The following is a 17,623-nucleotide window of genomic DNA, read 5'->3' as shown; positions in this document are numbered from 1 at the left end:
CCCGCCCCCCGGGGGGGGGGGGCGGGGCCCCCCCCCCCCCCCCCGCGGGGGGGGGGGGGGGGGCCCCCCCCCCCCGGCGGGGGGCCCCCGCCCCCCCCCCCCCGCGGCTCGCGGACATCGCGGCCCAGTCCGGCGTCAGCGAGGCCACGGTCAGCCGTGTCCTCAACGGCAAGGCCGGTGTCGCCGGGGCGACCCGGCACCGGGTGCTGGCCGCGCTCGACGTGCTCGGCTACGAACGCCCCGTCCGCCTCAAACGCCGTAGCGCGGGCCTGGTCGGCCTCGTCGTGCCCGAGCTGACCAACCCGATCTTCCCGGCGTTCGCCCAGGTCATCGAGCAGGTCCTGGCCGGACACGGCTACACCCCGGTGCTCTGCACCCAGATGCCGGGCGGCGCCACCGAGGACGAGCTGGTCGAGCAGCTGGAGGAGCGCGGGGTCAACGGCATCGTCTTCCTGTCCGGGCTGCACGCCGATGCCATGGCCGACCCGGACCGCTATGTGCGCCTCGCCGCGCGGGGCGTGCCGTTCGTCCTCATCAACGGCTTCAACGAGCGCGTGGACGCCAACTTCGTGTCGCCGGACGACCGGGCGGCGGCGCGGATGGCCGTTCGGCATCTGGTCGAGCTGGGCCACGAGCGGATCGGCCTCGCGATCGGCCCCACGCGTTACGTGCCCTCGCGCCGCAAGGCGGAGGGCTTCGCCGCCGAGCTCCACCATCTGCTGGGCATCGAGCGCGCGGAGGCCGAGCGTTACGTCCGCCCCACGCTGTTCGGTGTCGAGGGCGGGCACGCGGCGGCCGACATCCTGCTCGACCAGGGGTGCACGGGGATCGTCTGCGGCTCCGACCTGATGGCGCTCGGAGCGATCCGCGCCGTGCGCGCGCGTGGCCTGGACGTGCCCGACGACGTGTCGGTGATCGGATTCGACGACTCGCCGCTGATCGCGTTCACGAGTCCGCCGCTCACCACCGTCCGCCAGCCGGTTCAGGCGATGGCGACGGCCGCGGTCGGGGCGCTCCTCGAGGAGATCGAGGGAAACCCGGTACAGCGCACGGAGTTCGTCTTCCAGCCGGAGCTGGTGGTACGCGGCTCCACCGCCCAGCCCGGTCGATGACCGGACCGGCCGGCCGGGCGCGTGGGACCCGCCCCGGGGGAGCGGGACCCTCGGCCGGCCGGCCCGGAGCTGTGGTTGAACGTAGCACCACTGCAACTCCTTGCGTAAGTCCTTGCGTTGAAGCTTCCTGCGGATTTCCGGTATGTGGCGCGAGTGTGTCCGAGGGGTTGACCCCGGGCCGGGGCCCTCGTACGGTCACGACCGAAAATAGTTGCTGCTGTCTTGCAGCAAGAGATTGCGATCCTCGCCCCCGCACCTCCCCCATCCCCCGAGGATTCAGCAGGAGGAATCATGGCCAAGAAGACCGTGGCCGCTGCACTCGCCATCGTGGCGGGAGCCGCTGTGGCCGTCACGGCGCCCGCCCCCGCGCAGGCCGCCCCGCCCGGTGAGAAGGACGTCACCGCGGTGATGTTCGAGTGGAGGTTCGCCTCCGTGGCGAAGGCCTGCACCGAGCAGCTCGGCCCGGCCGGCTACGGCTACGTGCAGGTGTCGCCGCCGCAGGAACGCATCCAGGGATCGACCTGGTGGACCGCGTACCAGCCCGTGAGCTACAAGATCGCCGGCCCGCTCGGCGACCGCACCGCCTTCAAGAACATGATCGACACCTGCCACGCGGCGGGTGTGAAGGTCGTCGCCGACACCGTGATCAACCACATGGCCAACGCCTCGGGCACGGGAACGGGCGGGACCCCGTTCTCCAAGTACGACTACCCCGGCCTGTACTCGGGCGGCGACATGGACGACTGCCGGGCCACCATCTCGACCTACCAGGACCGGGCCAACGTCCAGAACTGCGAACTGGTCGGCCTGCCGGACCTCGACACCGGCGAGGACTGGGTCCGCGGCCGGATCGCCGGCTACATGAACGACCTTCTCTCCCTCGGCGTGGACGGCTTCCGCATCGACGCCGCCAAGCACATGCCGGCCGCCGACCTGGCCAACATCAAGTCGCGGCTGAGCAACCCGGGGGTCCACTGGAAGCAGGAGGCGATATACGGAGGGGGAGAGGCCGTCTCGCCGAGCGAGTACCTCGGCAACGGCGACGTCCAGGAGTTCCGCTACGCCCGCGACCTCAAGCGGATCTTCGGCTCCGAGAAGCTCGCGCACCTCGCCAACTTCGGCGAGTCCTGGGGCTACATGTCCTCCGGCAAGTCCGGCGTCTTCGTCGACAACCACGACACCGAGCGCAACGGCGAGACCCTCAACTACAAGAACGGCTCCGCCTACACCCTGGCGAGCGTCTTCATGCTGGCCTGGCCCTACGGCTCCCCGGACGTGCACTCCGGCTACGAGTGGTCCGACAAGGACGCCGGCGCTCCGGGCGGCGGACTCGTCAACGCCTGCTACACCGACGGCTGGAAGTGCCAGCACGCCTGGCGCGAGATCTCCTCGATGGTCGGCTTCCGCAACGCGGCCCGCGGCGCGGCGGTCTCCCACTGGTGGGACAACGGCAACGACGCGATCGCGTTCGGCCGCGGCGACAAGGCGTTCGTCGTCCTCAACCACGAGGGCTCCACACTCTCCCGCACCTTCCAGACCGGTCTGGCCGCCGGCACCTACTGCGACGTCCAGAGCAACACCGCCGTGACCGTCAACGCGGCCGGCCAGTTCACGGCGTCACTGGGCGCGCACACCGCGCTCGCCCTGCACGTGAACGCCAAGACCTGCCAGGCCGGCGGCACGACCCCGCCGCCCGCGAGCAGCGCGGCCGCCTTCCAGGTGAACGCCACCACGGTCCTCGGCCAGAACATCCACGTCACCGGCAGCCACGCCGCCCTCGGCAACTGGTCCCCGGCCGCGGCCCCCAAGCTGGACCCGACGAGCTACCCCGTCTGGAAGCTGACGGTGCCCCTGCCCGCCGGCACGTCCTTCGAGTACAAGTACGTCCGCAAGGACGCGGCGGGCAACGTGACCTGGGAATCCGGCGCGAACCGTGTCGCCACGGTCCCCGCCTCCGGCCAGATCGTCCTCGACGACACCTTCCGTAACTGACCGCCCCTCCCACCAGGGCCGCCCCACCGGGGCGGCCCCCCTTCCCGTACCTCCAGGGAGAACCCCCGTGATACGCAAGAGAACGGCGGCCGTCGTGGCCACCGCCCTGTGCGCGGCGCTGGTGCCCGCCCTTCCCGCCGCCGCGGCGCCCCCGCCGCCGCCCCCGCCCTCCGACAAGGCGCTCGCCGCGCAGCCCGCGCGCCACGACCTCACCCGGGAGCAGTTCTACTTCGTCCTGCCCGACCGGTTCGCCAACGGCGACACCCGCAACGACCGCGGCGGCCTCACCGGAACCCGCCTGGAGACCGGCTACGACCCGACCGACAAGGGCTTCTACCAGGGCGGCGACCTCAAGGGCCTGACCCGGAAGCTCGACTACATCAAGGGACTCGGCACCACCGCCATCTGGATGGCGCCGATCTTCAAGAACCAGCCCGTCCAGGGCGCCGGCAAGGACGCGAGCGCCGGCTACCACGGCTACTGGATCACCGACTTCACCCAGGTCGACCCGCACTTCGGCACCAACGCCGACCTGGAGAAGCTGATCGACCAGGCCCACGCCAAGGGCATGAAGGTCTTCTTCGACGTCATCACCAACCACACCGCCGACGTCGTCGACTACCGGGAGAAGTCCTACGGCTACCTCTCCAAGGGCGCCTTCCCCTATCTGACGAAGGACGGCGTCCCCTTCGACGACGCCGACTACGCCGACGGCACGAAGCGCTTCCCGCGCGTGGACGGGGATTCCTTCCCCCGCACGCCGGTGGTGGCCCCCGACAAGAAAGACGTCAAGGTCCCCTCCTGGCTCAACGACCCGACGATGTACCACAACCGGGGTGACTCGACCTTCGCCGGCGAGTCCTCCGCGTACGGCGACTTCGTCGGTCTCGACGACCTGTGGACCGAGCGTCCCGAGGTCGTCGAGGGCATGGAGAAGATCTACCAGCGCTGGGTGCGCGACTTCGACATCGACGGCTTCCGCATCGACACCGTCAAGCACGTCAACACCGAGTTCTGGACCCAGTGGGCCACCGCCCTCGACGAGTACGCCGCCCGGCGCGGCCGCGACGACTTCTTCATGTTCGGCGAGGTCTACTCCGCCGACCCGGCGATCACCGCGCCGTACGTCACCGAGGGCCGCCTGGACGCCACCCTCGACTTCCCGTTCCAGGACGCGGCCCGCACCTTCGCCTCCCAGGGCGGCTCCGCCGACAAGCTGGCGAACCTCTTCGCCCAGGACTACCGCTACACCACCGACAAGGCCAACGCCTACGAGTCGGTGCCCTTCCTCGGCAACCACGACATGGGCCGCTTCGGAGCCTTCCTCAAGCAGGACAACCCGAAGGCCGACGACGCCGAGCTGCTCGCCCGCTACCGGCTCGCCAACGAGCTGATGTTCCTCAGCCGTGGCAACCCCGTCGTCTACTACGGCGACGAGCAGGGCTTCACCGGCCCCGGCGGCGACAAGGACGCGCGCCAGACGCTCTTCGCGTCGAAGGCCGCCGACTACCTGGACGACGACCAGCTCGGCACCGACCGCACGCACGCCGACGACGCGTACGACACCACCCACCCCCTCTACCGGCAGATCGCCGCACTGGCCGACCTCACCACGAGGCACCCGGCGCTGCGCGACGGCGTCCAGCAGCAGCGGTACGCCGAGGGCCAGGTCTACGCCTTCTCCCGCACCGACACCCGCGCGAAGACCGGGCCCGTCGAATACCTCGTCGCCGTGAACGGCTCCACCGAGGCGAAGACCGTCGAGATCCCGACCGGCTCCGCCGCGCACACCGCCTTCACCGCGATCCACGGCGGCGACGCCCGCGTCACCAGCGGCGCGGACTCCACCGTCAAGGTCACCGTCCCCGCGCTCGGCTCCCTCGTCCTCAAGGCGTCCAAGCCGCTCGCCACCCCCGCCGCCGCGCCCGCGCTCACCCTCAAGGCCCCCGAGGCCGGCGCCACCGGCACCGTCGAGATCTCCGCCGACGTCACGGGCGGCGGCCTCGACCGCGTCGTCTTCGCCGCCCAGACCGGCAACGGGAAGTGGCAGGTCCTCGGCTCCGCCGACCACGCCCCGTACAAGGTCACCCAGAAGGTCACCGCCCCCGCCGGCACCGCGCTGCGCTACAAGGCCGTCGTCGTCGACACCGCCGGCCGCACCGCGAGCGCCACCGCCGCCACCACCAGCGGCGCCCCCGCCGTCGAGCAGCCGCCGACCGCCACCCAGCGGGACCACGCGATCGTCCACTACAAGCGCGCCGACGGGAACTACGACGACTGGGGCCTCTACACCTGGGGCGACATCGCCGAGGGCGAGGGCACCACCTGGCCCGCCGGCAAGCCCTTCACCGGCCGTGACGCCTACGGCGCCTTCGCCTACGTCAAGCTCAAGCCCGGCGCCTCCTCGGTCGGCTTCATCGCGGTGAACAAGGACGGCGTCAAGGACACCGACGCCGACCGGGCCGTCGACCTCTCCAAGACCGGCGAGGTGTGGATCGAGCAGGGCAAGCCGGAGGTCCTGAACGCCGCCCCCGCGGGCGCGTACCCGCCCCAGGACACCACGAAGGCCGTCCTGCACTACCAGCGCGCCGACGGGAAGTACGACGGCTGGGGTCTGCACACCTGGACCGGCGCCGCGAACCCGACCGACTGGACCAAGCCCCTGGAGCCGGTGCGCACCGACGCCTACGGAGCCGTCTACGAAGTCCCGCTCGCGCCCGGCGCGACCTCCCTCTCCTACATCCTGCACAAGGGCGACGAGAAGGACCTGCCCACCGACCAGTCCCTCGACCTGAAGGCCCACGGCCACGAGGTCTGGATGCTCGGCGGCCAGGAGAAGTACCTGCTGCCGCAGCCCAAGGGCAGCGGCGCCGCGCTCGACCTCACCAAGTCCCAGGCCGTCTGGATCGACGCGACCACCCTCGCCTGGAACGGCAGCGACGCCGCCGCCTCCAGCGTGCTCCTCACCTCCCGCGACGGATCGATCGCCGTCGAGGACGGCGCCCTCACCGGCGACCGGCGGGTACTCCGCCTGAACAGGACCGAGCTGACCGACGCGCAGAAGGCCGCCTTCCCGCACCTCAAGGCGTACGGAGCGTTCACCGTCGACCCCCGCGACCGCGACCGCGTCCGCGACGCCCTCAAGGGCCAGCTCGTCGCCGCGCAGTACGCGGCGAACGGCGCCGTCCTGACCGCCACCGGCGTCCAGCTCGCCGGCGTCCTCGACGACCTGTACGCCCCGAAGGCCACCACCGCCTCCCTCGGCCCGGTGTTCCGGGGCGGCACCCCCACCCTCTCCATCTGGGCCCCCACCGCCCAGTCCGTCGCCCTCGAACTCGACGGGAAGACCGTCCCCATGCGCCGCGACGAGGCCTCCGGCGTCTGGTCGGTCACCGGCACGCGCGCGTGGACCGGAAAGCCGTACCGGTACGTGGTGAAGGTCTGGGCGCCCAGCGTGCGGCGGATCGTCACCAACCACGTCACCGACCCCTACGCCACCGCCCTGACCACCGACTCGGCGCGCAGCCTGGTCACCGACCTGGCCGACCCGAGGCTCGCCCCGGCGGGGTGGAGGTCGCTGGCCAAGCCCGCGGCCGTGCCCCTGCGGGACGCGCAGATCCAGGAGCTGCACATCCGCGACTTCTCCGTCGCGGACACCACCGCCCCCGCCGCCCACCGCGGCACGTACCTCGCCTTCACCGACCCCGACAGCAAGGGCTCCCGGCACCTGCGGCAGCTGGCCGCCTCCGGCACCTCCTACGTCCACCTGCTCCCGGCCTTCGACATCGGCACCATTCCCGAGAAGAAGTCCGCTCAGACCGAGCCGGCCTGCGACCTGAAGGTCTACGCCCCCGACTCCGACGAGCAGCAGGCCTGCGTGGCCGCCGCCGCGGCCAAGGACGCCTACAACTGGGGTTACGACCCCCTCCACTACACCGTCCCCGAGGGCTCCTACGCCACCGACCCCGAAGGCACCCGCCGCACCGTCGAGTTCCGGCGGATGGTCCAGGCCCTCAACGGCGCCGGCCTGCGCACGGTCATGGACGTCGTCTACAACCACACCGTCGCCGCCGGCCAGTCCGACAAGTCGGTCCTCGACCGGATCGTGCCCGGCTACTACCAGCGGCTCCAGGCCGACGGCTCCGTCGCCACCTCCACCTGCTGCGCCAACACCGCGCCCGAGAACGCCATGATGGGCAAGCTCGTCGTGGACTCGGTCGTCACGTGGGCCAAGCAGTACAAGGTCGACGGCTTCCGCTTCGACCTGATGGGCCACCACCCGAAGGAGAACATCCTCGCCGTCCGCAAGGCCCTCGACGCGCTCACCCTCGCCAAGGACGGCGTCGACGGAAAGGCGATCGTCCTCTACGGCGAGGGCTGGAACTTCGGCGAGATCGCCGACGACGCCCGCTTCGTCCAGGCCACCCAGAAGAACATGGCCGGGACCGGCATCGCGACCTTCTCCGACCGGGCCCGCGACGCCGTCCGCGGCGGCGGCCCCTTCGACGAGGACCCGGGCGTCCAGGGCTTCGCCTCCGGCCTCTACACCGACCCCAACCCCAAGGCCGCCAACGGCACCCCGGAGCAGCAGAAGGCCCGCCTCCTGCACTACCAGGACCTGATCAAGGTCGGCCTCTCCGGCAACCTCGCCTCCTACTCCTTCACCGACACCTCCGGCCGGACGGTCAAGGGCTCGGAGGTCGACTACAACGGCGCCCCGGCCGGCTACGCCGCCGCCCCCGGCGACGCCCTCGCCTACGCCGACGCCCATGACAACGAGACCCTGTACGACGCGCTCGCCTTCAAGCTCCCGGCGGCCACCTCGCCCGCCGACCGGGCCAGGATGCAGGTCCTCGCCATGGCGACGGCGACGCTCTCGCAGGGCCCCGCGCTCTCCCAGGCGGGCTCGGACCTGCTGCGGTCCAAGTCCCTCGACCGCAACTCGTACGACAGCGGCGACTGGTTCAACGCGATCCACTGGGACTGCCGCGACGGCAACGGCTTCGGCCGTGGCCTGCCCCCGGCGCCCGACAACAAGGCCAAGTGGGCCTTCGCCAAGCCGCTCCTGACGAGTGGGACGCTCACCGTCGGCTGCGAGCAGATCGACGGGGCCGCGGCCGCCTACCGCGACCTGCAGAAGATCCGTACGACCGAGCCCGCCTTCTCCCTCGCCACCGCCGGACAGGTCCAGGACGCCCTGTCCTTCCCCCTCTCCGGTACCGGTGAGACGCCCGGCGTGATCACCATGCGCCTCGGTGGCCTGGTCGTGGTCTTCAACGCCACCCCCGAGCGGCAGGCCCAACGGGTCGCCGCCCTGGCCGGCCAGGGCTACGCCCTCCACCCGGTCCAGGCGGCGGGCGCGGACGCCACCGTCAAGACCGCCTCCTACGACAGCGGTTCGGGCACCTTCACGGTCCCGGCCCGGACCGTGGCGGTGTTCACCACGCGCTGACCGCACCACACCGCACCGCGTCACGCGAGGCCGGCCGGGCCCACCCGGCCGGCCTCGCCGCGTGCCGGACCCCTCCCGCGGCCGGCCCGCCGTCCCGGAGCGGCGATGTCCGCCTGCCGGAAGGTCACTTGTGCGGTCACGGCGATCACCGCCAAGGTGTGGCCAGACAACCCTTCGACCGGGAGCCCCCATGCCGCAGATCACCGTGGACTACTCCGCACCGCTCGACCGGCGCGGGTTCGCGCTCGCCCTCCACCCGCTCGTCGTGGAGACGGTCGACACGCGGCTCGACGGCTGCAAGACCCGATTCCGCGAGGTCGAGGAGACGGTCGTCGGGGACGGCTCGACCGACGACGTGATCGTGCACGTGGAGATAGCCCTGCTGCCCGGCCGCTCCGACGAGCTCAAGGCGCGGCTCTCCGAGGCCGTCCTCGGGCTGCTGCCGGACCACCTCAAGGCGACGGAAGGGGTACGGCTCTCCGTCGAGGTCCGCGACCTCGAGGCGTCCTACCGCAAGGGCTGAGCCGGGATCCGCGGCGCCAGGGCCAGGAGCCGGCCGACCAGGTCCCCGAAGGGGCCGTCGGCCGGTTCGTCGCCCAGGATCCGGATGAGGACCTCCGCCATCTCCGGGTCGTAGGCGGCGCTCACCGAAGCCAGCGCGGCGAAGTCGTGCACCAGCTGGAGCTCCAGCTCCGCCCGCGGGATCCGCCGCCCGTCCAGCCAGATCAGCGCCGTCGACTCGGCGAGCGAGACCCAGGAGCGGACGACCAGCTCGAGCCGGGCGGAGGGGGCCGCCACCTCCAGATGGGCGATGATCTGCTCGTAGGCGGCCTGGCGTACCTCGTCGATCATCGCGTTCGTCGTGGAGGAGCCCACCGCGGGGCCGCCCCGCATCAGCGCGGAGAATCCGGGACCGTGGTCGTCCACGAAGTCGAAGAACCGGCCCATCACCCGCAGCAGCCGCGCCCCCAGCGGGCCCCGCGGCGGCTCCACGAACCGGGCCGCCAGCTCGTCGGCCGCCCGTCGCAGCGCCGCCTCGTACAGGCTCTGCTTGCCGGGGAAGTAGTGGTAGACCAGCGGCCGTGAGATGCCCGCGGCGGCGGCGATCTCGTCGATGGAGACCTCGTCGGGCGATCGGTGGCTGAACAGCTCCAGGGCCACCCCGATCAGCTGCTGCTTGCGCTCCTCGACGCCCATCCTGCGGCGCACCCCGGTCGTCATGCGAACAGCCTAACGGGCGTCCGTTACGCTCCCACCACATGAGCGCTTCCGACCAGGACACACCGGCCAAGGACACACCGGTACCGGAGACCGAGGTGACGGAGACCGAGGCAACGGAGACCGAGGCAGTCGACTCCGAGGCGACGGAGCCCCGGACGCCCGGCGCCGGGGCGGAGGGCCCTGCGGAGGCCGACGAGGCCGACGAGGCCGACGAGGCCGACGAGGCCGACGCGGCCGACGCGGCCGACGCGGCCGACGCGGCCGAGAACGGGGCGGAGGCCGGCGAGACCGAGGACGCGGACGGGTCCGTCGCGACCGGCATGACGCCCACCCAGGCCCGCCGGCTCCGGATAGCCGCCGCCTCCGTGCTGCTGGTCGCGATGGCGGTCGTCCTCGTGATCCGGCTGGCCAGCCGTACGTCCGTCCTGGTCGTCGGCGTGTACGGACTGGCCATGATCCTCTGCGGCGTGGTGATCGAACTGTCCCGCAACGGCCGCACGCGGCTGGGGACCTGGCTCCTGGTGAGCGGCCTCGCCGCCGCGCTGGCCTTCGACTGGCTGATCCTCCCTTAGCCGGACCAGCCGACCAGCCGACCAGCCGACCAGCCGACCAGCCGACCAGCCGGATCCGCCCGAACTACAGGTCGAGGACCAGCCGTTCGCCCGCGCACCGCGAGACGCAGAGCAGCATCGAGTCGGTGCGCTCGGCGTCGGTGAGCAGTTCGTCCCGGTGGTCGACCTCGCCCTCCAGGACCCCCTGGCGGCAGGTCCCGCAGAACCCCTGCTCGCAGGAGTACGGGACACCCGGCACCGCGGCCCGCACCGCGGCCAGCACCGACTGATCCGGCGCGACCGCCACCGTCCGCCCGGAGCGGCGCAGTTCGACCTCGAAGGCGCCCCCGGCCGCCGGGGCGGCGGGGGAGAAACGCTCCAGATGCGGCAGGCGCCCCGCGGGCATGGCGGCGGACACCGCGTCCATCAGGCCGTCCGGGCCGCAGCAGTACACCGCCGTCCCGGGCGGGACGTCCGTGAGGAAGCCGAGGTCGGGCAGGCCGGACTCGTCCTCCGGGACCACCGTCAGGCGGCCGCCCGCCGCGGCCAGCCGCTCGATCTCGGCGAGGAACGGCAGGGTGGAGCGCGAGCGCCCGCAGTACAGCAGCCGCCAGTCGGCGCCCGCCGCCTCCACCGCGCGCAGCATCGGCAGGACGGGCGTGATGCCGATGCCTCCGGCGACGAAGACGTAGGCGGGGGCATCGACGAGCGGGAAGCGGTTGCGCGGCCCCCGGATCTCGACCTCCGTCCCCTCGTGGAGCTGTTCGTGCACCTCGCGCGAGCCGCCCCGGCCCCCTCGCTCCCCCTCGATCAGCCGGGTGGCGACGGTGTACGCGTCCGTGTCGGCGGGGTCCCCGCAGAGCGAGTACTGACGCACCCGCCCGGACGGCAGGACCAGGTCGAGGTGGGCCCCGGGCTGCCAGCGGGTCAGGCCGGCGCCCTCCAGTCGGAGCCCCACCACGCCCTCGGCGGGCTCGGTGCGTCGGGTGACGAGGACCCTGCGGGTCACGGTGGCGAGGCGGCCGCGGCCGGACACCGGTTCCTCGAGGGCGGGCATCGGCCACAGCGGCGCCGCTTCGATGCGTCGGCGCACGGCGCGCTTGGCGCGCGTGGCGAGGAGGGCCGTCCCGGCGACGAGGACGACGGTACGCAGGCGGGGCATGGTCAGCGGCCTCCGTTGGCGCCGGGGGAGTTCGCCAGGTAGGCGACGGCCTGGGCGGTGTCCCCCTCCTGCGAGGGGTGGTAGGCGCGGCTGAGGTAGCGGGGGATGGACCGCAGGAGGTCGGGGGTGGAGGGCAGCACCCCTTCCCGTCCCTTGCGGACGAGCTGCCCGACCGACGCCTTGCCGTCGGTGAGGGTGGGGTCGTTCTCCATGAAGAAGCGGGTGCCGCGCTGCCAGAGGAAGACCATCGCGGTGAGGGCGGTCGCCCAGGTCCGGACGCGGCGACGGTAGCCGCCGTCGAGGTGCGTGAAGAGCTCGAAGGCGACCGAGCGGTGCTCGACCTCCTCGGCGCCGTGCCAGCGCAGCAGGTCCAGCATGGTGGGGTCGGCGCCCCGCCGGTCGAGCTCCTCGGCGTTGAGCACCCAGTCGCCGAGGAAGGCGGTGTAGTGCTCGATGGCGGCGATGAGCGCGACCCGCTCCATCAGCCACCAGCGGCGCGGCCTGCCCGGCGGCAGCGTCCGGTCGCCGAGCAGCTTCTCGAAGAACCAGTCGACCTGCGCGGTGTACGGCGTGGGGTCGAGACCGAGCCTCTTGAGATGGGGGAGCACGTCGTCGTGCGCCTGGGAGTGGACGGCTTCCTGCCCGATGAAGCCGATGACGTCCGCACGCAGCCTGTCGTCGGTGATGAGCGGGAGCACCTGCTTGTAGACGTGCACGAACCAGCGTTCGCCGGCCGGGAGCAGCAGGTGCAGCACGTTGATGGTGTGGGTGGTGAAGGGGTCGCCGGGCACCCAGTGGAGCGGGGTCTCCTCCCAGGTGAAGGAGACCTTGCGTGCCGTGAGTTCGATGTGCTCCGACGCCACCGGGGCAGGCTGCGTATTAGACATGGCGTCAATGTACTGAGGGGTAAGCGGTTGGCGACAGGGTCGTGCACCGGCTTTTCCCGCGGCGGCCGCCATCCGCGATCCGGCCTGGCCGGTGCCGGGGAGGCGCTCGGCCGCCGCTCGTCGGGGCGGGCGCGGTGCCCGCTCGGCGCCCGGGGATGCCTGCGGACGTCCGGGCACGCCGGTCGACGTCCGGCCTGTGCCGGTCGAGGGCCGGGAGCCGCACCGCCGCTCAGCGCAGCGCCCCCACCGGCGTGCCGTCCTTCAGCGTGCCGCGCAGATCCGCCCGGGCGCCCGGCCTCGCCTTCAGCGCGAGCAGACGACCGTCCGCCCGGCCCACGACGCCCCCCGAGGTCGTCAGCGAGGCGACGTCCTCGCTTCCGGCCGCCAGGACGTACCACTGTCCGCTCTTCGCCTGCCACAGCACACCAGCCAGCACCCGCGGGTCACGCACCCCGCAGGCCGGTGTCTCCTCGGCCTTCGCCACGAGCGCCGCCGGGACCCCGGCGGACGCCTGGAACTGCGCGAGCGCCCTGCCGCCCGTGCCGCGCCACGTCTCCGCACGGGTGCACAGCCAGGCGGCCCGGCCACCGCCCTCCGGAAGCCGCTGCCCGGCGAACCGCCAGGAGTTCACCGCCCTGACCCCGTGCGAACGGACCGCCGTCAGGCCGCACGCCGTCCCCGCCCACGCCGTCCGCGCCTCCTCGCCCGTCGCGTCCACGGGCGCGGTCGGCGGCCCCGCCGTCAGCCGGGCGGGGGCCAGTTCGCCCAGGTCGGTCAGCAGCCGCACTCCCGCCGCGTCCCGCAGCTGGAGGGCGTTCCAGACCGTGCACCCCCGCGCCGCCACCGGGCTGGGCAGCGCACGCGTGAGACCGTCCGCGTCCCGCTCCAGCGGCCAGGGCTCCTTCGACGGCGCGAGCAGGTCCCGTACCGCCGTCTCGCGGACCCACGGCGCCGTCAGATAGCGGACGTTGCCGGCCGCGCGCGCGACCACGAGCGCCGACGAGCCGACCTCGTCCGCCCCGTCCGTCCGCGCGAAGTCCAGGGCCGCCCCGCTCGTGCCCGCGGCCGGCTCCGCGTACCGCACCGCCCGCAGCCCGTCGTGGAACAGCACCACCCGGGCCCCGTCGACCTTGCCCGCGTACAGCAGCTGCGGCGAGCCCATCGGCGGCCCCACCGGTGTGCCGGGCGTCGCCGACGTCTGCACCGAGCCGCCGGGCCGGGCCCAGACCGCGAGGGCCCGGCGCAGCAGCGCCCGGTCCCCGGCCAGGCCCCCGCGCTCCGGCCACACCGAGAAGTCCCTGCGCGTCGAGCGCTGCCAGAAACCCGCCGGGACCCGCTTCAGGCCCTCCGGGTCCAGGGCCGCCTCCGCCGCCGGGTTGCGGGCGTACGACGGCGCCGCAGCACCGTTTCTGCCCCAGCCGTCCCCGGGCAGCCCGAGCAGCGTCCCGCACACCGCCACGGCCGCCGCCGCGGCCAGGGCCGCCTTGCCGTGCTGGCGGCGCCGCATCAGATCCGTCGGCCTGGCCTGGAGCGAACACGGGTCGAACTCGGGGGAGTCGAGGAGCGTGGCCGCTCCGGCGCCTCCCGCCGCCTCCACCCCGTCCGCCTCCCCGAGCGCCGCCCGCGCGTCCGCCTCCGGCACGCCGGCCGCCGCGAGCACCCGCACCACCTCCGGGTCGCCCTGGCGTTCGAGGCCGCGCAGGACGTAGGCCGCCCGCGCCGGTCCGGAGAGCGCCGAGAGCCGCTGGTCGAGGGCCAGTTCGTCGGCGCCGCCGGCACGCGGGAACAGCCGGAGCCCCCATACGTGCGGCAGCAGCGGCGGGAGCTGGGCCCGCCGCGGCAGCGCCGGGCGCCGCAACGGCAGGCCGGCGACCAGCGCCTGGCGCAGCACCTCGCCGCGTACGTACGCGTACCCGGGGTCGACGGCGTCCTCCGGGCGGCGCGCGACCGGGACGCCACCGCCGGAGACGCGGCGGCGCGGCAGCGAGCGCTGGACGAGGGCGTGCGCGGTCAGCACCCGCCGGTTGCGCCCGAGTGAGGGCGGCAGCACGAGGTACGCGATCCGGACCAGCCGGGGGTAGTGCTCGACGAGGGCGGCCTCCGCCTGCTCGACGTCGACGGGGCCGGGCCGCCCGGGGCCGTGGGGGGAGGTGGCGAGTTCCTGGGTGGTCACGTTCAGCAGAACGAGCGAATCATGCGATGGTCACCCCGGCCGTACGGCCCTGCGACCGGGGCTCGCGGGGGCGCGGCGGGCGGCTCAGGCCCCGTGGACCGTCAGCCGCTCGCGGATCACGGCCGTCACCTCGTCGGGCACCCCGAGCCCTTCCCGTACGTACTTCTCCATCGAGCCGTGCCGGACCGCCACCTCGTCGAGCGCCGCGGCGAGGTACTCCGGTACGACCCCGATGAGCGCCAGTGCCAGGTCAGGGTCGCCGCCCTGCGCCGTGAACCCCTCGATCATGGGGGCGAAGGCCTGCCGGACGGCGGCGTTGACCGACAGGTACTCCGTCATCACCGTCTCGTCGTCCGCGCCGAGGACGGACAGCACGATCGTCGCCCCCCAGCCGGTGCGGTCCTTGCCCGCCGTGCAGTGGAAGAGCAGCGGACCGGTGTGCGGATCGCCCAGCTCCATCAGGAAGGCCCGGTAGGCGGCGCGGGCGGAGTCGGTGGCCACGAAGGCCCGGTACGTGCGGACGAACGCCTCGCGCGCCTTGCCCCCGCCCAGCAGCTCCTCGGCCAGCGCCGGGTCGGCGAGCAGCGTCTTCAGCCGGGCCGCGGGCGGCAGGCCGCTCGCGGCCAGGTGGTCGGCCAGCACGTCCGCGACGAGCAGCCGCCCGCCGTCCGGGACGTGGTCCGGCCGGTCGGCGCGCTCGGCGGCGGTCCGGAAGTCGACGATGGTCCGGATGCCCAGTCCGGCCACCACCGGGTCGGCCGGGTCCATCCGGTCGAGCCGTCCGGAGCGGAAGATCCGGCCGGAACGGACGCTGCGGTTCTCGCCGAGGGAGAGGGTGCCGAGGTCCCGGAGATTGGCGACGGTGGCAGCGGGGATGGCGGGCATGGCGTCGACTCCTCCGGATCGGTCCTTTTCGTACCAAACCGCAATCGATCGGATTCCACCACTCCTGGCGTTCGGGCACCGAACGGAGGGCCGGACGGGCAGGATGAGCCCATGGTGATGCGTACGCGGCGAACGGTGGAGGCGGCGGTCCTGGCCGTCGCGGTGCTGGTGACGGCCGGGTGCGGCGCCGGGGGCGAGCCCCCCGAGGAGGCCACCGGCACCCTGGAGCAGATCGCCGCGAAGGCCGAGTGCGAGCCCGACCTCCAGACGGACGCGGCCGAGCTGCGCCAGGCGAAGTGCGCGACGGGCGACGGCACGTACGTCCTGCTCACCTTCGCCAGCGACCGCGGCCAGCGCGAGTGGATCAACGAGGCCAAGGACTACGGCGGCGCCTATCTCGTGGGCCGGAAGTGGACCGTGGCGGGGGACGAGCGGACGGTGGAGCGCGTACGCGGACGGCTCGGCGGTCAGGTCGAGACCACCGCGCCGCACGCGCCGCACTCCTCGCACTCCGCGAGCCCTTCCCACGCCGAGGGACACCACTGAGGACCACCGCGGCGGGACACCGCCGAACGACACCCCCGTAGGACACCCGAGGGGCCCGGTGAAGGGCCCCCGGGAGACGTCCTGCCGGTAAACCGCGGAGGGCGCCCCTGAGGGCGTCCCCAGGGGACACCGTCAGGGGCGCCCCGGGGGCACCCGTGAGGTCAGGTGCAGCGGCGTCCATCGTTGAGGCAGCTCACCATCCGTTTCATCAGGCGCTGGTCGAAGACGTTGATGAAGTCGCCGTGGTCGGTGATCGGCTTGTGGAGCTGTTCGGGGAAGGAGTCGACGGCGAACCCCGGCCCCGGAGGCACGTCGTACACGATCCGCTGCACGAGCTGCGGAATCGCCCGGAAGCCGTTGCCGCACCGGCCCGAGGCCGGATCGGCGAAGGCCACGTGCGTACGGTGGTTGGCGCTGTCGGTGTTCCGCCCGTCCCAGCAGCTCTGGAAGCGGAACGTCCGGACCACCTTGCTGCCCTGCGGACAGATCGGGTACTTGTCCTTCAGCTGACGGTTCTCGAAACCGGTGCACGACCAGGAGGCGTTGGCGTTGGCGTCGCCGTTGGTGAACGCCTTCGCGTCCCCGGTGATGATCCGCAGGAAGCGGGGCATCGCGGTGACCTTGGAGACCGGACTGCCGACGAAGTTCAGGGTGACCTGCGCCGGGGTCTGGATCTCGCCCACGTTCTGGTCCTTGCCGCCGCCGTCCGCCTCGGCGTCGTCCTCCGCCTGCCCGTTCTGCAGCCGCAGCACCGGCCAGTAGTAGGTGGAACGGTCGCCCTGGTTGCGGCAGGTGGTCCGCCCCCTGGCGAGATCGTCGTCCCCGGCGAAGGCGTCGTTGGCCTGGTTGCCGACGTAGTCGTGCATGTGGTGCGCGCCGTTGCTCACGCCGGGGGCGACGATCACGTTGTCCGGGTTGAACTTGCCGTTCTCGTTCCGCCCGCAGTTCGTCGTGAAGGTGCCCCGGGAGGCGCCGCTGCGCTGCCGGGGCAGCTTCACGTTCGGCGGTACGGACTGGATGTCGACGAAGTCCGAGGCCTCGGGCCCGTTGCCGGCCTGCCCCGGCTCCTCCTCCTGTCCGCCCTCCTCGCCGCCTTCCTCCCCTTCGTCCTGCCCGCCTTCCTGGCCGCCCTCGGCGGGATCCTCGTCGTCGGCGCGCAGGGTGCACGGCGCGAGGCCCTCCATCGACGGCTGCCGGAGCATCAGGCTGATCCGCTGGAGGATGTTGACGCGTTCGTTCCTCAGCGGGGTCAGGATCTGCTGCTCGGCGAAGCGCGGGTCGCTCTCGGCCCGCTGCTTGTTGTCGGCGAACCGTTGGTACGCGACGGTGATCTGGTTGTCCAGCGTGGCGAGTTCCCTGTCCACCGCGCCGCGTACGGAGCCGGGCACCTCGGGCAGCTCCTCGCCCACGTCGGGACAGTCGATCGTGGAGAGCGACGTGGCCCGGACCGCGGCCGGATCGCCCCGGCTCTCACCGGCCGAGGCGTACACATTGGCGGCGACGAGTCCGCCTCCGCCCAGCACGAGTGCGACGGAGGCGGCCACCACACGCTTCGCGCGTGTCGAACGTTTTCGTGTGCGTCCCATGCGGCTCTATACGGACGGGAGGGCCCGGGTGTTCAACCCGATTCCGACCGGACATC

General features: G+C 72.9%; 12 protein-coding genes. 6 read left to right on the top strand and 6 right to left on the bottom strand.

The genetic code is table 11. The features are described 5' to 3' along the window. The first annotated feature begins 116 nt into the window (after window positions 1–116). From AB0K65_RS30235 to AB0K65_RS30220, 4 genes are all read left to right on the top strand, one after another. Entirely contained in the window at window positions 117–1,112 is a 996-nt protein-coding gene (locus AB0K65_RS30235; protein WP_365722113.1) for a LacI family DNA-binding transcriptional regulator, read from the top strand. 291 nt (window positions 1,113–1,403) lie between these two features. After that, on the top strand, window positions 1,404–3,104 hold the full coding sequence (locus AB0K65_RS30230; RefSeq protein ID WP_365722107.1) for a carbohydrate-binding module family 20 domain-containing protein: 1,701 nt from the start codon (window positions 1,404–1,406) through the stop codon (window positions 3,102–3,104). A 67-nt stretch (window positions 3,105–3,171) separates the two neighbouring features. After that, window positions 3,172–8,556 carry a pullulanase-type alpha-1,6-glucosidase gene (gene pulA / locus AB0K65_RS30225; RefSeq protein WP_365722105.1) on the top strand — a complete coding sequence of 1,795 codons (5,385 nt, stop codon included), beginning with the start codon at window positions 3,172–3,174 and terminating at the stop codon, window positions 8,554–8,556. Between the two features lie 190 nt (window positions 8,557–8,746). Beyond that, window positions 8,747–9,079 carry an isomerase gene (locus AB0K65_RS30220; RefSeq protein WP_365722103.1) on the top strand — a complete coding sequence of 111 codons (333 nt, stop codon included), beginning with the start codon at window positions 8,747–8,749 and terminating at the stop codon, window positions 9,077–9,079. On the opposite strand, the gene AB0K65_RS30215 is transcribed toward AB0K65_RS30220, so the two are convergent. Further along, window positions 9,064–9,777 (bottom strand): TetR/AcrR family transcriptional regulator, encoded by a 714-nt coding sequence (locus AB0K65_RS30215; protein WP_365722101.1) that lies wholly within the window; start codon window positions 9,775–9,777, stop codon window positions 9,064–9,066. The genes AB0K65_RS30220 and AB0K65_RS30215 overlap by 16 nt on opposite strands. A gap of 38 nt (window positions 9,778–9,815) precedes the next feature. Between AB0K65_RS30215 and AB0K65_RS30210 the strand changes: the two genes are divergently transcribed. Beyond that, a complete protein-coding gene (locus AB0K65_RS30210; protein WP_365722099.1) occupies window positions 9,816–10,349 on the top strand; it encodes a hypothetical protein in 534 nt (177 codons plus the stop codon). Window positions 10,350–10,413: 64 nt separating this feature from the next. Here AB0K65_RS30210 and AB0K65_RS30205 read toward each other — a convergent pair whose 3' ends face one another. From AB0K65_RS30205 to AB0K65_RS30190, 4 genes are all read right to left on the bottom strand, one after another. Then, window positions 10,414–11,496 carry a PDR/VanB family oxidoreductase gene (locus tag AB0K65_RS30205; RefSeq protein ID WP_365722111.1) on the bottom strand — a complete coding sequence of 361 codons (1,083 nt, stop codon included), beginning with the start codon at window positions 11,494–11,496 and terminating at the stop codon, window positions 10,414–10,416. Beyond that, window positions 11,493–12,377, bottom strand: coding sequence for a metal-dependent hydrolase (locus AB0K65_RS30200; RefSeq protein ID WP_365722097.1), 885 nt, complete (start codon window positions 12,375–12,377; stop codon window positions 11,493–11,495). Before AB0K65_RS30200 ends, AB0K65_RS30205 begins: the two co-directional genes overlap by 4 nt. A gap of 229 nt (window positions 12,378–12,606) precedes the next feature. Beyond that, window positions 12,607–14,550 carry a hypothetical protein gene (locus AB0K65_RS30195; RefSeq protein WP_365722095.1) on the bottom strand — a complete coding sequence of 648 codons (1,944 nt, stop codon included), beginning with the start codon at window positions 14,548–14,550 and terminating at the stop codon, window positions 12,607–12,609. Window positions 14,551–14,634: 84 nt separating this feature from the next. Beyond that, window positions 14,635–15,435 (bottom strand): tyrosine-protein phosphatase, encoded by an 801-nt coding sequence (locus AB0K65_RS30190; RefSeq protein ID WP_365722093.1) that lies wholly within the window; start codon window positions 15,433–15,435, stop codon window positions 14,635–14,637. Between the two features lie 117 nt (window positions 15,436–15,552). Here AB0K65_RS30190 and AB0K65_RS30185 point away from each other — a divergent pair, with 117 nt between their 5' ends. Further along, complete coding sequence (locus AB0K65_RS30185) at window positions 15,553–15,981, top strand: hypothetical protein (protein ID WP_365722109.1); 429 nt, start codon at window positions 15,553–15,555, stop codon at window positions 15,979–15,981. A gap of 161 nt (window positions 15,982–16,142) precedes the next feature. On the opposite strand, the gene AB0K65_RS30180 is transcribed toward AB0K65_RS30185, so the two are convergent. Continuing rightward, window positions 16,143–17,567 carry a DUF1996 domain-containing protein gene (locus tag AB0K65_RS30180; RefSeq protein ID WP_365722091.1) on the bottom strand — a complete coding sequence of 475 codons (1,425 nt, stop codon included), beginning with the start codon at window positions 17,565–17,567 and terminating at the stop codon, window positions 16,143–16,145. Window positions 17,568–17,623: the final 56 nt, after the last annotated feature.

The organism is Streptomyces sp. NPDC053755, from assembly GCF_040677675.1.
Classification (GTDB): Bacteria; Actinomycetota; Actinomycetes; order Streptomycetales; family Streptomycetaceae; genus Streptomyces.
The sequence above is the reverse complement of the archived record's forward strand: the minus strand, read 5'-3'. Positions and strand labels throughout refer to the sequence as shown.